The sequence below is a fragment of the Paenibacillus sp. FSL E2-8871 genome, assembly GCF_038000345.1.
Lineage (GTDB): Bacteria > Bacillota > Bacilli > Paenibacillales > Paenibacillaceae > Paenibacillus_AQ.
The window spans coordinates 2827546-2842774 of record NZ_JBBOBV010000001.1 but is presented as its reverse complement, the minus strand read 5'-3'; the positions used below and the strand labels follow the sequence as shown (position 1 = coordinate 2842774).

Sequence of the window (15229 nt, the reverse complement as noted above, 5' to 3'; positions counted from 1 at the left end):
AGAAGAGATCATAATACTAATTTCGGAGGGGTACACATGAAAAAAGCATTAGCGGTGTTGCTTACTGCTATATTAGTCATTTCGGTAATTTCCGGTTGTGCAAAGTCGGAATCGAAACCAAATGCTAATTCTGACAAAAAATCTGCCGCAAATACTGAAGTCAAGAAGGTTAAAGTTCGCCTGATGGCTTACAACCAGGAGAGTATTCGAAAATCGTACCTGGAATTCTTAAAAAAGGAGCTTCCGAATATTGAAGTAGAGTTTCAATTTGTTGCCTTGGATCAGTTTAACAGTGTCTTAAATACACAGCTTGCCTCCAAGGAAGGACCGGATCTGATTGAGACCGGCGGAGAAACAACTCTCTTAGCTTCAGCAGGATATCTGCTAGATCTTACAGATCAAGACTTTATCAGTAATTATATAGAAACAGGATTCCAAGCTTATACACTCAAAGATAAGATTTATGCTGCGCCGCTACAGTCCTGGTTCGAAGGTATTTACTATAACAAAGCTATCTTTAAAGAAAATGGATTGACTCCACCACAAACGTTTGACGAGTGGATGCAAATTCATAAAACCTTGAAGGATAAAGGAATTAAACCGCAGTCTATGGGGGCGTCCTCTTGGGAACCTATGATGAAGCAATCCATGGGCATGGTGCTGAATGAGTTTTATTCCAAGTCAGAAAACAAAGGCTTCGACGACAAGTTTAATGCTGGTGAAGTGTTGCTTGCGGACAACTGGAGTAAAGCACTTAAAGATTGGAGCAAAACTATAGAGCAGGGATATTTAGATTCGAACATGTTGGGTATGGATTATGATCAGGCGCTGGATGAGTTCGCAACAGGTAAGTCAGCGATGTGGCAATCAGGCCCTTGGGCATTAGAAACGATCAAACAGAAGAATTCCAATCTTGAACTAGGGATGTTCCCGTTTCCAGGTGTTGAAAAAGGACCGGGCTGGATGATCGGTGGACCGGGCAGTGCTTTAGCGATTAACAAAGATTCGAAAAATGTGGAAGCAGCATTAGAAGTTCTAAGAGTTACAGCAACGCCTGAGGCTCAAAAAGCTCTGATCGCAGATAATGTAGGCAGTTCTTTCGTGAAGGGTGTAGAGGTGAATTTAGGTGAAGAATTTGCAGACGCTGCTGCAGCCTTTGAAGCCGGGAATGTATATGGTCCGTGGCTGTATTGGTTGGGCGGAAACCCAATTGTTGAAAGCTACGGTAAGGCACTTCAGGAAGTACTTGCAGGCTCAAAGACAACAGATCAAGCGCTGAAAGATGCCGATCAAACGGCAAAAACAATCAGAGATTCCATGTAAATTAACAGACTAGATATGTTGGAAGAAAGGGGCTATCATAGCCCCTTCTGCTTAGGGGAGGAACACATATGAAGGTGGTATTCACGAAAACCCTGCGGAATCACTACGTGTATTTATTGATGATTGCCCCAGCACTCATTGGGTTTAGCATTTTTTTTATTTTGCCGACACTGATGAATTTTGGATACAGTTTGACGAATTGGTCTGTGTATAAACCTAATTACAGCTTTATCGGAATTAAGAATTTTGTAGAGCTATTTCATGATGTGCAGACAACGGCCGCGGTTAAGAATGCATTTGTTTATGCGATGGTCATGACCCTTCTACAGAATATTTTAGCCATTCCTTTGGCGATTGCCCTATCTCTAAAGCTCAAATCAGCCAATTTATTAAAAACAGTATTTTTTGCTCCAGCTATTCTGAGTATTTTAATCGTAGGTTATCTATGGTCATTTATCATGACCTCAGCAGATCATGGTTTGTTGAATCAACTGGTTCACTTGTTCGGGTTTCAGCCCGTTAATTGGCTTGGTAACCCCAAACTCGCCCTATTTTCCGTCTTGTTCACGCAATTATGGCAATGGACGGGATGGGCTATGGTAATCTATCTAGCAAATATTCAAAGTATAGATGAGTCTTTGTACGAGGCAGCGAAGATCGATGGTGCTAATGCATGGCATAGATTCTTTAAGGTTACGCTTCCTTTGCTTTACCCTTCTGTCTCTTTTAACGTTATGATGAGTATGATCGGTGGTTTAAAGGTGTTTGATATTATCTTTTCCATGACTTCAGGTGGACCTGGATATTCTACAGAAACGATTACTACCATGTTGATTCGCAGAGGATTTACAGAGGGAAGAACCGCATATGCGGCTGCCTTTGGCGTGATTTTCTTTTTACTTGTATTAATAGTTTCCAAGGTTATTACCTGGAGCTTTAATAAATGGGAGGAGAAAATATCATGAACAAACGTAGCCTGATCATACTAGAAATTGTTTTACTCATCCTTGCCGTTATCATGTTGATCCCGATTTATTATCTGCTTGTTACGACATTTAAGACACCTGCAGAGGCAGCGCTCAGCCCAATGGGACTACCTCAGAGCTTCATGCTAGACAATTATATTAAAGCCTTTACCGCAATGAATTACCCTCGAGCGCTTCTGAACAACGTTATTATTAATGTGTCTTCCGTGTCATTATTGGTAGCATTCTCATCCATGGCCGCTTATGTAATTGCACGAAGACCAGAAAAAATGTATAAACGAATTTATGGGATATTCATGATTGGGCTGATGGTTCCCTTTCAGATTTCATTGATTCCGTTATACAAAGTTGTATCTGGATTAGGCGTAATGAACTCATTAGTGGGTGTTATATTAGTCAGTGTCTTTTGTATTAATATGTCGTTCTCTATATTTTTGTTTAAGGGCTTTATTAATACGATTCCCTATGAGTTAGAAGAGGCGGCGGCTATTGATGGATGTAATAAGCTCCGCGTTTATTGGGTGATTGTATTTCCATTGCTCAAGCCTATCATCGCAACCGTATGTATCTTAAATGCGCTGGCGGTCTGGAACGACTTCATGACTCCACTTTTGTTCCTACAGAGCCCTTCCAAAGCAGTAATTTTACTAGAGGTTTATAAAAATGTTGGGCCGTTCTCTACAGATTGGACCGCATTTTTCCCTATGATGGTATTGGGCGTATTGCCAATGATTATATTCTACTTGTTTATGCAGAGATTTATTATTAACGGGGTTGTTGCAGGATCAGTAAAAGGATAAGAATAACGAATAAGAGCGAAGGTCTTTTGTAGACTTTCGCTCTTATTTTCTTTTGAGATTTTATTTAGTTAGAACATTGACAGTTAGAGTTCTAACTATTATGATAATGATGTTACTTAGAGTTCTAACTAATACGAATGCGGAGGAAATAATAATGAGCAAACCCGTTGAAAATACACCATTTTCTAATTTGATTCGAGAGATCGGGATGAAACTAAAAAGTACAGCTGACGCCAGGCTGAATGAGCTAGGGCTGAATTCACAGCAAGGACGCATGATCGGTTATATTTTTGAGCATCAAGAAAAAGGTGTGATTCAAAAGGATTTGGCGGAAGTCTTTAATAGAAAAGGGGCGAGTATCACCAGCATGCTTCAAGGGTTAGAAAAGAAAGGCTATATCAAGCGGGTCACACCTGAAAATGATGAACGGCAGAAGAGCATTTTTGTTTTGGAAAAGGGCGCTCTTTTGGTCGAGGAGTTCAATGAGATTTTCTCAGGGGTAGAAGCAAGCATTACAAAAGCACTCAGTCCGGAAGAAACAGCAAACTTAAAGTCTTTACTGCAAAAAGTTAATTCAAGTCTATAAACGTTCGGAGGGTTAATCATGGAAACAGAAGTCTCCAATCAATATTATTTAGAATCGGCGCCGATCAAGAAGGCAATTGCTCATTTATCCATTCCTATGATGATCGGGATGTCTGTAGGTACCATCTATAATGTAATCAATGCTTATTTCATTGGCTTACTCCACAATACTAGTATGCTGACTGCCATTACGCTGGGTCTACCCATTTTCACAGTCCTTATGGCCTTTGGGAATATGCTTGGCGTAGGTGGCGGAACATTTATTACAAGGCTCGCGGGGCAAAAGGATACGGAGAAGGGAAAGAAGGTTGCCGGATACACTTTTTATGGAAGCATTATAGTGGGTATTCTTATTGCTCTAATAGCGATGTTAGCGATTGATCCAATTACGCGATTACTAGGCGCAGATGCTGCTACTCTAGACTTTACTAAGGCTTATGCTTTGACCCTTTTTGCCGGTGGATTTGCCATTGTGCTTAATTTTGCCTTGGAACAGCTAGTCCGTTCCGAAGGTGCCTCCAAAGAATCGATGTATGGTATCTTTATTAGTACGGCTTTAAGTTTAATTTTTGATCCACTCTTTATTCTTGTGTTGAAATGGCATGTGGCAGGTGCTGCGTTGGCGATGGTTTTAGCGAATGTGGGTTCCGCGATTTATTATGTCTATTTTTTAGAAACGAAAAGTGAGCATTTAAGGGGATTTTTGAAGCAGTTCAAGATATCTGTTCGTGATCAATTAGAAGTATACAAAATAGGTGTATCGGAGTTATTGCAATTTAGTTTTGTGATTGTGAGCACGCTTTTGTTAAATAACTTCGCGATTCAATATGGAGAAAATGTGGTTGCCGGATTTGGTGTGGCCTTAAGAATTGTGCAAGTTCCGGAGTTCTTATCAATGGGCTTATTCTTAGGTTTGATTCCGCTATTTGCGTTTAACTTTGCTAGTCAAAATATGGCGAGACTTAAATCAACGATTAAACATGCTTTTGCCTATATCGGAGGTATTGCTTTTGTCTTTGTAGGTCTAGTGTTTCTGTTTAGAGGAACGATCCTGCATTTCTTCTCTAATGATCCTTCAGTGTTAAGTATGGGAACTTATATTTTGGTAGCCATGCTGATTTCCGCTTTATTTAATGGATTTACAGGTTTGTTTATAAGTATTTTTCAAGCGACCGGACAGGGGATACCAACTAACATTATGGCCATCACACAAGGCGTATTGTTTATCCCTATGATTATCGTGTTACATTCTGTCTTTGGACTTCATGGCGTGATCTGGTCAATGACCATAACAGAAGTTATAACGAGCTTAATGGGCGTCATCTTGTTTATGATTTTTAGTAAAAAGCTGAAAAGCACTGGCGGGGATGGAAAAGGTGTTATAGAGGTAGCGTCCGTGTAAAACGATCTTTACTTTACGTGGAAAAATAGAAATGTAGTGGATGGCGGGAGCATGGCTCGCGCTTTTTTTGCAAATATAAGAAAGTATAAGTTTTACAATATACTTTATGTCTTATATTTCTCGCATAAACGCCTTTGGCGTCCTTATAAGGACGCCAAAGGCGTTTATACTTGGTTGTCTAGAAAACTTCGCAACTAAAGGATCGGTAAAATTAGTTCCAAAATGAACAATTCTAGTTCTTATGATTACGGCTTACTTTTTCTACAATTATGGATAAGTAAAGGAGGAGAACTATGATACGAAAATTTCATCTTAAAATGGATACGCGCGAAGCAATCGCTGGGTATTTATTCGTCGCTCCACTGATGTTGGGGCTGATCATCTTGACGTTGATCCCAGTGCTGGGCTCACTGCTGTTAAGCTTCACGAACTGGAACTTTGTGGCTGGGTTAGGGGGGATTAAGTTCGCGGGCATGGATAATTTCATAAGGCTGTTTCATGATGATGCTTTTATGAAAAGCTTGCTGAACAATCTGCTCTTTATTATCACAGTACCGGTTACGATCATCGTTGCTCTGCTGTTAGCGATCCTGATTGATAAACAGGTGTTCCTGAAGGACTTGTTTAAAGTGATTTACTTCCTTCCCTACATCTCCAGTGTAGTTGCCATCGCTATGGTTTGGCAGGTAATGTTTCATCCCTCATTAGGACCTGTCAATCAATTCCTGATGTCACTGGGGTGGAGTAATCCGCCAAAATGGTTAGCTGATATCCATTATGCTTTGCCGTCGCTTATGTTGATCCAGATTTGGATTCAACTCGGTTACAACATTATTATTTTTATCGCTGGGTTACAGAGTATTCCGAAGGACCTTTATGAAGCAGCTGATATTGATGGGGCCAATAGCTGGCGGAAATTCCGCAATATCACGGTTCCCTGCATTTCGCCAACTACCTTTTTCCTGCTGGTTACAGGGGTCATTGGTTCATTTAAAATCTTCGATCTGATCCAAGTGCTGACACAGGGTGGACCGGCCAATTCCACGACCGTTATCGTTTATGAGCTATATGACACCGCCTTCAATCAATTGAAGACTGGTTATGCCTCTAGCATGGCACTTGTCCTGTTCCTCATCTGCCTGATCATTACAGCCCTGCAGATGTTAGCGCAAAAAAAATGGGTCAATTATTAAAGGCAGAAAGGAGAAATTACAGTGAGAAAAGAGCTTCTATCCAGAACGTTCTGGACAATCGCAATGGGACTGTTAGGTATCGCATTTCTTTTACCGTTTCTATGGATGTTATCCACTTCCTTTAAACTGGAGAAAGATGTGTTTGATTTTCCGATACAATGGCTGCCACAGCAGTGGAACCTCATTGAGAATTATAAACAGGTTTGGTCAGGTGATTTCGCTCGTTATTACGGAAATTCCATTTATATTACGCTGGCAACGACTATAATTAATGTGCTGATATGCGCACTGGCTGCTTATGGGTTCTCCAAGCTGCGTTTTCCGGGTAGAGATGCGATGTTTGTAGTTGTATTGGCCCTTTACATGGTTCCTCCGCAGGCTTCGCTGGTTCCACAGTTTCTACTATTTAACTGGCTAAATCTGATTGATACGCATTTAGGATTGATCTTAATTAACAGCTTTAGTATTATCGGTGCGTTTATGCTCAAGCAATTTTTTATGGGGGTAAACAACGAGTATCTTGAATCGGCGAGGATGGATGGAGCAGGTCATTTTCGTTCTTTTCTACAAATTGCCTTTCCGCTGATCCGTCCCGCTGTAGCTACTTATGCTATTCTGCGTTTTATCTGGACCTGGAACGACTACCAGTATCCACTCATTTTTTTGAAATCTAAAGAGCTGTTTACTATTCAGTTAGGTATTCGGTTGTTTGGGGACCAATACGGGGATGTTTATTCCCTCATGATGGCTGGTGCGGTATCTGCAATTCTGCCACTGCTGATTATTTTTGCTCTCGGTCAGAAGCAGGTTATTGAGGGAATTGCCCTCGGAGGCGTGAAAGGATAATAAAAGTCAAAATAGTTTCTCTTCGGTAGAATATGAGAACTTTCCTCGTCTATCCTGCATGTTAGGATGTTCTTGTAAGCAGTTACATAGCTTTGGCTGTAAAGCGAGGTATACCCAACACATTTATAGGAGGGTCTATATGAAAAAGAAATTATTATCCGTGCTTATGATCACATCTATGGCGTTGTCACTCACCGCATGCGGTGGAAATGCGAAAACAAATAATGCAGGAGCAACAGATGGGCCTGATGCTGGTGGAAATAAGGAGCCTGCAGCAGAGAAGGTTACGCTGAAGCTGAGTACCTGGCAGACGGAAGCCAAAGCGAAGTGGAGCACGATTATCGCAGAGTTTGAGAAGGCGCATCCCGACATTCATGTAGAAGTGGATCTACTGAATGAAAAAGGGGATTCTGTAGCCTCTATGCAGAAGCTGGATTTGATGGCCGCTGCAAGTGACCCGCTGGATATTGTCGAACTGCCGTATACCAACTATTCGCAGCGTGCAGATATCGGTGTGTTAGCGCCGATGGACGAATATATTCAGAAAGAAGGGTATAAGCTCTCCGATGAATATCTAGTGGACACTACGGTCAATGGCAAAGTCTATGCGTTACCGTCATCTATGCAGCGCTGGTTCGTGCTTCTTAACAAAGAAATGCTAGATGAGGCTGGTCTGCCGGTTCCGACCGACTGGACATGGGCGGATTTCGAAGAGTATGCCAAGAAATTGACCAAGGGTGAGGGCGCAACGAAGCGTTTTGGCGCCTATCTGCACAATTGGCCGGATTATTTCCAACTCCAGCTGATGAGTAAACCTGAGGATAATACTTTTCTGAAATCTGACGGAACCTCCAATGCCCTAGACCCGCAATTTAAGGCTAATCTGCAGATGATGAAGAAAATGATGTACGAAGATAAGAGTGCTACTCCTTACGAGGATATTATTTCGCAGAAGCTTGCCTACCGGAATCAGTATTTTAATGGTTTAGCAGCGATGCTTCCGATGGGTGACTGGATGGTTGCGGAATCGGGTGGAACGGATGCCATTCCAGCAACCTTCGTTACCGCATTTGCGCCGATCCCTCGACTGGATAGTGAGAGCAAACATTACTCACCTGTTCAGCCAACCTATATGGGGATAGCTGCTAAATCCAAGCATAAGGAAGCAGCTTACACCTTTGTACGCTGGTATACCTCAGAAGGACTGGAAATTGGCGGACGTGTCTTCTCTGGCTGGGCGAAATCGGATACGAACAAATTGGTGGATACGATTGTGAGTGGTTCTAAGGATCCATCTATGATTGATGTTGATTCCCTGAAATATACGATGGAGAATTCGACACCTGGTGCGACGCAAGTTCCGGCTAAATATGCGGATGAAGCTAAGAACAACGTTATTCCAGAAGCGGAAATGTATCTCCTTGGCCAACAGGATCTGGATGTCACAGTTGCCAATATCGATAAGAAAATTTCGGAGGTCGTTCAGAACAACAGCGGAAAGTAGGCGGAGACTGATTGTACGCTTCCCCAAGGGGGCTTATAATGTGGGGGCAGGAAAGCATTTCTGCCTCCTGCTCCAAATTTAAAACAGATATGGGGCCTGTCATCCGTGTTTAGAAAGCATCAATCACTTCGAATGAAACTTGTCTGGTCTTCAATGATTTGCGTACTGATCCCGCTAGTCTGCATTTACATGGTTACAGATTATTTAACCCGGGATCTGATTCTGGAGAAGGCCGTTGGCAGCGCAAGAGAATCTCTCAATGCGTCCAGTGCCAATATGAATGCCATTTTTGAACAAACGCTAGAGCAGTCCAATTTTGTGCTTCAGAACAGCGAAATCAGGCAGATGATGTCTGCTGTTCCAGAGTCGCTCCATTCAGCGAAAGAGATCATCCAGTATAACCGTATGTCGCGGATGCTGGATGATATGTTCGTTCTTTCAGAGTATTTGAAAGTGACGCTGATCGGTAAGAATGGATTTATTTATACGAGTTATCCTTATAGCGACTTTAATCCGAAAACCTTTTATAGCGAGCGTTGGATGTCACTATTGAAACAAACTCAGCCGATTTCGACTTTCTGGAGAGCGGAGCACGACACCTACTACAACTATTCTGATAAGGGCTCAGCCAATTGGGTAACTATTGCGAGACCTATACAATCGACCTCCAGCAGCACGATCGGATATATGATTATCAACATCAATGAGCGTAAACTCCGCCCTTATCTGAACAATGACAATGGCAAAGAGATGATGCTTTTGGATGACAAGGGAACTGTAGTCTCACATGCTGATCCAGCCCGAATTGGTGAAACAATGACGTGGTGGAAAAAGGAAGGTCGGCTTGATACTGTCGAGATCAGTGGGGAGAAATTTTTGTATGTTGACCAGGAGCTGAGCAGCAACAGATGGCAGATGGTGAGCATTATCCCTATGAAGGCGGCATTGTCAAAGAATAAACAGATTTTATTTATCAGCTTAGCCGTGCAAATTCTATTCTTTACCTTCTTTTCCGTTCTCTTAACTGTTCTAATCTCTAAGCTGACTCAGCCCATCGTGAAATTAAGTGCTTTTGTAAAGCGAATAGGTCGTGGTCAATTGGACGAACGTTCGCTAATCCGTGGGAATAATGAGGCGGCTCAACTGGCCCGTACCATCGACCAAATGCTAGATCGAATCGAGTCCATGATTGAACAAATCACCTATGAGCAAACAGGGAAAAGAAAAGCTGAACTGGAAATGCTGCAGGCACAGATCAATCCGCACTTTATGTTTAATCTGTTGAATTCGATCCGGTTAAATATTCTGATGCAAGGAGACAAGGAGAACGCCGAGTTGATTGGTTCGTTGTCGTCTTTGCTCCGTATGACCTTTAACAGAGACAATGAGTTTATCCCGCTTCGTGAGGAGACAGATACGATATCTCATTATGTGACTTTGATGAATTTTCGTCATGCCAATCAGGTCAGGCTGGAAATGAATTTAGCAGACGGAACTGCTGAAGCACTAGTGCCTCGGTTTATGATTCAGCCTATGATCGAGAATGCCATCATCCATGGTTTCGAGCAGTTTGGTGGTGAGATCTTTATTGAAGCTCGTATTATTGCAACTACAGGAACCTTGGTTATCACCATTAAGGATAATGGTATCGGAATGTCACAGGAGAATTTAAAAAGACTTCGTGAAACCGCATACAGTAGTGAGCAAATTGCAGAAGAGGACAGAAAAGGATTCTCCGGCATAGGCTTACGTAATGTGGCCCAACGCCTCAGTATGATTTATGGTGCTTCATTTAAGTTGAATATATCAAGCGAACCTGATGTGGGTACGGAGATTTGTTTGGAGTTTCCACTGAACTACGGAAAGGTGGGTATAGAGAATGCTGACGGCAATTTTGGTGGATGATGACTATCCGGTTATCCGTTATTTGTCGCAGGCCGTGTCATGGAGTGAGCTCGGGATTGAACTCACCGGATGTTATTATAGCGGTCTTGAGGCTTGGGAAAAAGCACGGCAGAATCCACCGGATCTGATTATCACCGATATTGGCATGCCTAAGATGAACGGACTGGAGATGCTTGAGAAATTCAGAGCGATGAAGCCCGGAATTCGTGCGATTATTCTGTCCTGCCACAACGAGTTCAAATACGCTCAGCAGGCGCTGAAATTAAACGTAGGAGAATATATTTTAAAAGAATCACTGAATATCGAGCAGCTGGAACATGCACTCAGAACACTTGTGAAGGAAGTGGGTCTGAACAGGCAGCAGCATACCGAGATGCAGGTATATAAGCAAAAGCAATCACAAAACCGTGCTGCGCTAAAAGAAAAGTTTCTAAAAGATACATTATACCAATCTTGGGACAAGGTAGCTTGGATCGAGCAAGCCCGGTCAAACGGAATTATGATCCATGCCAAGACCTACATTCCAATGCTTATAGTGATTGACCGTCCAGAGGAAGCCTCACGGGTGCGCCGTATGAGTGAATATACGATTTCTTTTGCCGTCGAGAATATTATGCAGGAAGTGCTTGAGGCTGATCACAGTTTATTTATTTCGAGATACAGCCATAAGGAGATTGTTATTCTTTTCTGCAGCGACCAGTCTTCCAGAGACCACCAAGCGATCTATCATTCCATTCAAAATGCAGCCTCTGCAGTACAGAAATATCTCAAGCTGTCTGTCTCCTGCATATTTGGTGCTGAGGCACGCAGTCCTGAGGAAATTCGCGGAACACTGCAGCGGATGTTAAAGGAGAAGATCCAGCGGTTTTATTTTCCAGCAGCGGGCATCCACCGTTTTGAAGAGATTAGCTTTTCGCGGGATGATATTTATGCCGAATATGGAAGTCTGTACGCTGTTATTAATGATGATATTGCCCTGAATAGGGAAACAGAGCTTCGTGTTCATGTAAAGGAATGGCGAGAATGGGTGGCAACGCAAAAGTTTCATCCAAATGAAGTTAAGGAATGTGTTCTCCGGTTGCTGATGGACTTGCAATTGAAGACGAAACAGCTGCTGCAGTCTCCATTGCCTATGGCGGAAGAAAAGCTGTTTAGCGTGGTGAGTGACATTGATACCCTCGAGCATTTGGAAGAGTGGTTAGTTCAGTACTTGGAAGAATTAGCGCGGAAAATAAGTATATTCTCTATCAAGTCTAAACGCAGCGAGGTTATTAAAGCCCAGCAGTTCGTGATCAGTCATGTAACGGAGAAAATAACGCTGGAGGACATGGCTGGACGCCTGAACTTGAATGCCAGCTATTTCAGCCGCTTGTTCAAACGGGAAACAAACCAGAATTTCATCGAATATGTAAATATGCTAAAGCTTCAGAAGGCAAAAGAGCTGCTTAATCAGTCTGGAAAGACTGTGGAAGAGATCTCCGAGTATCTGGGATATGCCAACAAAAGTTATTTTATCAAGCTGTTTAAACGGGAAATGGGCATGAGGCCTAGTGAATATGCGGCTTGGCATTGAGTTTGGATTGGAGGAACCATTACTGTGGAACTGAAGGGTACTAAAAATGAATTACAAATGTTCTTAAATGACCTATATGCTCCGCTGGATAGTCGATTTACTTCTGGATGTGCAGGAATCGGTATGGGAGCTACAGGATCAATATACAATGAAGCTACCGCGCTTATGGAAGCCTTCGCTCGTCCGTTATGGGGGCTTGTTCCCCATGCCAGCGGGGGAGGGGAGAGTGCGCTTTGGCCGAAGTTCCTCGAGGGGATCGTCAATGGGACTGACCCTGAACATGAAGAATACTGGGGTGAATTCTCAACCAAAGACCAGCGTATGGTGGAACAGGCCGTGCTGGGACTGGGGCTTGCTCTTGCGCCGCATAAGCTGTGGGAGCCGCTGAGTGATGTTCAGAAAATGCAGGTATATAACTGGTTGAACCAGATCAATCATGTGGATCGTTCGAACCCGAATAACTGGCTGATGTTCACGGTTCTTGTGAATGTGGGCTTTAAGAAAGTCGGATTGCCCTACGATCAAGAGATAATGAATCATTATTTGGAGAAGATTGATACCTACTACTTGAGTGATGGCTGGTATTCCGATGGGCTGACCGATCAGAGAGACTATTATATTGCTTTTGCTATGCATTATTATACGCTGATATATGCTAAATTGATGGCGGATGATGATCCTCAGAGGGCTGCAGTTTACCGGGAAAGATCCGCGCAATTTGCCAAAGATTTTATGTATTGGTTTGCTGAGGACGGAAGTGCTATTCCTTTCGGACGTAGTCTGACCTATCGTTTTGCGCAGGTCTCTTTCTGGAGTGCGCTGGTGTATGCCGAGGTCCTTCCTTTTTCATATGGCGTTCTCAAAGGAATTATAATGCGTCATTTTCGTTGGTGGTTTGAGAAGCCTATTATGGGAATAGACGGATTACTAAGTATCGGATATGCTTACCCGAATCTGGTAATGACGGAGAACTACAATGCCCCCGGATCACCGTATTGGGCCTTTAAAGCTATGCTTATTCTTGCCTTGCCGGATGATCATCCTTTTTGGCAAGCGGAAGAAGAACCACTGCCTGTATTGAAAGAGATGTTACCACTCGAAGAGGCACGTATGCTGGTGAGTCGTCCGGAAGGAAATAAGCATGTTATTGCCTATACCTCTGGTCAGATGGCTAACTTTGATATGGCCCATAGCGCAGCTAAATATTCCAAGTTTGCTTACTCCACGCTGTTCGGATTCAGTGTGCCGAAGGCGGGTTATGGCTTAGTTCAAGGCGCTTACGACTCTACATTAGCATTGTGTGAATGTGATGAACATTACCGGGTACGCAGATTCTGCGAGACGTGGGAAATTGGAGAGAATTATGTATATTCACGCTGGCATCCCTGGAGCGATGTACATGTGAAGACATGGATTATTCCAGCGGGTCTGTGGCATGTCCGTATTCACAGCATTCATAGCGCCCGGTGTCTCGACGTAGCGGAGGGTGGATTTGCCATTGGCCAGTCTGCTGGTTTCTCACGCAGTGATCGGGAAATCATTCATGTATCTAACACTGCTGTCTCGGTGCAATTGCCCTGGGGAATCAGTGCCATACATATGCTAAGCGGTTTTGACCGGGGAGAATGCGTGCTACCCGAACCGAATACTAATCTGCTGAAGCCTCGGACGTTTCTTCCGAGCTTGATCTCCAGATTGGAGCCGGGAGATCAGGTACTGATATCTGCTGTCTTTGGAGCAACGAATACTCCGGAGAATCAGGCCAGTCTGGCTTCGCCGCCGCTTATTCAGTGGCAGTCAGACGGAAGGATTGCTGTATACGATCCTAGTAACGATGCACTTTTGCATACTGTTGATTTATTGGAAAGGAGCAACAAAGATGTGGACTAAGGCCATTGAGGATGCGATTCACAAAATTGGGAGTAACATTACTAACCATCCGGGCAAATTGCCTCATATCGCCGAGGGGCAACAATACGAATGGGGAGACAATGATGATTGGATAGAGGGATTCTATGTGGGCATGATGTGGCTTGCCTACGAATATGGTAAAGATTCATTCTTTAAGGAGGCGGCAGCCTCATGGCTAGGGGACTTCAAGCATCGTTTGGATCAGCACATCGCCTTAGATCATCATGATATTGGCTTTTTGTATTCACTAACTGCAGTAGCGGAGTGGAAAATAACAGGCAGTGAAGAAGCCCGAGCTGTCGGTCTGCAGGCTGCAGATACGTTGTGTAAACGCTGGCGTGAAACAGCTGGAATTCTCCAGGCTTGGGGTCTAGAGAGTGATCCTGAGAACGGGGGGCGTATCATTATTGACTGTTTGATGAATTTGCCTCTGCTGTTCTGGGCTGCGGAGGAAACGGGGGACAATCGCTACTATGATATAGCCCTTCAGCATGCGTTAAAGAGCCGAAAATTTCTTGTGCGCGGGGATGCTTCCTCTTATCATACTTTTTACTTTGATCCGGCTACGGGGAGTGCGATTCGTGGAGGAACTCATCAAGGGTATGAGGATGGTTCGACCTGGACTCGTGGTCAAGCCTGGGGAATATACGGTTTTGCGCTGGCGTATCGCTATACGCAGAATGAGGAATTTCTTATTACTTCTAAAAGCCTGGCTCATTATTTTATAAGCCATCTTCCGGAGGATAGTATGGCTTATTGGGATTTCGATGTGCCTGTGGAAGCGGGGACCCCTCGCGACAGCTCGGCTTCAGCCATTGCGGCTTCCGGTCTTTTGGAGTTGCTGGATCTTCTGGACGCAGATGACCCGGATCGTGCTATTTATGAAGCAGCCTTACTCCGCAGCATGAAATCCTTAGCGGAACATTATGCGACATCCGGAAATCCGGAGGCGGAGGGGCTTCTAAAGCATGGTTCCTATCATGTCAGAGGTGGACGTGTGCCTGATGGCCATATGATTTGGGGAGATTATTATTATTTGGAAGCGCTGATCCGTATGCAGACGGGAATCCGAGGATATTGGTAGTAGAAGTCAATAGCAGTGCCCCTTTCTCGATAAGTCGGAGGAAGGGGCACTGCTTTATTTATTCCCCTGCTTTAGTTACAACATTTAAACGCAAGTGACGAGAAACTGCTCTCTGTG

12 protein-coding genes are annotated in these 15229 nt (G+C 43.6%); all 12 read left to right on the top strand.

Annotated features, from left to right (window positions below; all coding sequences use genetic code 11):
• Positions 1-36: 36 nt before the first annotated feature.
• The 12 genes from NYE25_RS13065 (at position 37) to NYE25_RS13010 (ending at position 15112) form a co-directional block, all read left to right on the top strand.
• The gene (locus NYE25_RS13065) at positions 37-1323 is read left to right on the top strand and encodes an ABC transporter substrate-binding protein (RefSeq protein ID WP_341146073.1); all 1287 of its coding nucleotides are present in this window, start codon (positions 37-39) and stop codon (positions 1321-1323) included.
• Between the two features lie 68 nt (positions 1324-1391).
• A complete protein-coding gene (locus tag NYE25_RS13060) occupies positions 1392-2288 on the top strand; it encodes a carbohydrate ABC transporter permease (protein WP_341146072.1) in 897 nt (298 codons plus the stop codon).
• Positions 2285-3109 (top strand): carbohydrate ABC transporter permease, encoded by an 825-nt coding sequence (locus tag NYE25_RS13055; RefSeq protein WP_341146071.1) that lies wholly within the window; start codon positions 2285-2287, stop codon positions 3107-3109. The genes NYE25_RS13060 and NYE25_RS13055 overlap by 4 nt, the downstream gene beginning before the upstream one ends.
• Positions 3110-3263: 154 nt before the next feature.
• Positions 3264-3695, top strand: coding sequence for a MarR family winged helix-turn-helix transcriptional regulator (locus NYE25_RS13050; protein WP_042190718.1), 432 nt, complete (start codon positions 3264-3266; stop codon positions 3693-3695).
• 18 nt (positions 3696-3713) lie between these two features.
• The gene (locus NYE25_RS13045; RefSeq protein ID WP_341146070.1) at positions 3714-5096 is read left to right on the top strand and encodes an MATE family efflux transporter; all 1383 of its coding nucleotides are present in this window, start codon (positions 3714-3716) and stop codon (positions 5094-5096) included.
• A 293-nt stretch (positions 5097-5389) separates the two neighbouring features.
• Positions 5390-6289 (top strand): carbohydrate ABC transporter permease, encoded by a 900-nt coding sequence (locus NYE25_RS13040; RefSeq protein ID WP_076284705.1) that lies wholly within the window; start codon positions 5390-5392, stop codon positions 6287-6289.
• 63 nt (positions 6290-6352) lie between these two features.
• Positions 6353-7135 (top strand): carbohydrate ABC transporter permease, encoded by a 783-nt coding sequence (locus NYE25_RS13035; protein ID WP_042194330.1) that lies wholly within the window; start codon positions 6353-6355, stop codon positions 7133-7135.
• A 139-nt stretch (positions 7136-7274) separates the two neighbouring features.
• On the top strand, positions 7275-8639 hold the full coding sequence (locus NYE25_RS13030; RefSeq protein WP_341146069.1) for an ABC transporter substrate-binding protein: 1365 nt from the start codon (positions 7275-7277) through the stop codon (positions 8637-8639).
• A 105-nt stretch (positions 8640-8744) separates the two neighbouring features.
• Positions 8745-10544 (top strand): cache domain-containing sensor histidine kinase, encoded by a 1800-nt coding sequence (locus NYE25_RS13025; protein WP_256716403.1) that lies wholly within the window; start codon positions 8745-8747, stop codon positions 10542-10544.
• Positions 10519-12117: a response regulator transcription factor gene (locus tag NYE25_RS13020; protein ID WP_042190710.1), complete on the top strand. Its 1599-nt coding sequence runs from the start codon at positions 10519-10521 to the stop codon at positions 12115-12117. Before NYE25_RS13025 ends, NYE25_RS13020 begins: the two co-directional genes overlap by 26 nt.
• A gap of 24 nt (positions 12118-12141) precedes the next feature.
• A complete protein-coding gene (locus tag NYE25_RS13015) occupies positions 12142-14007 on the top strand; it encodes a DUF2264 domain-containing protein (protein WP_341146068.1) in 1866 nt (621 codons plus the stop codon).
• Positions 13997-15112, top strand: a complete 1116-nt coding sequence (locus tag NYE25_RS13010; RefSeq protein ID WP_341146067.1) for a glycoside hydrolase family 88 protein — start codon at positions 13997-13999, stop codon at positions 15110-15112. Before NYE25_RS13015 ends, NYE25_RS13010 begins: the two co-directional genes overlap by 11 nt.
• The last annotated feature ends 117 nt before the right edge of the window (positions 15113-15229 follow it).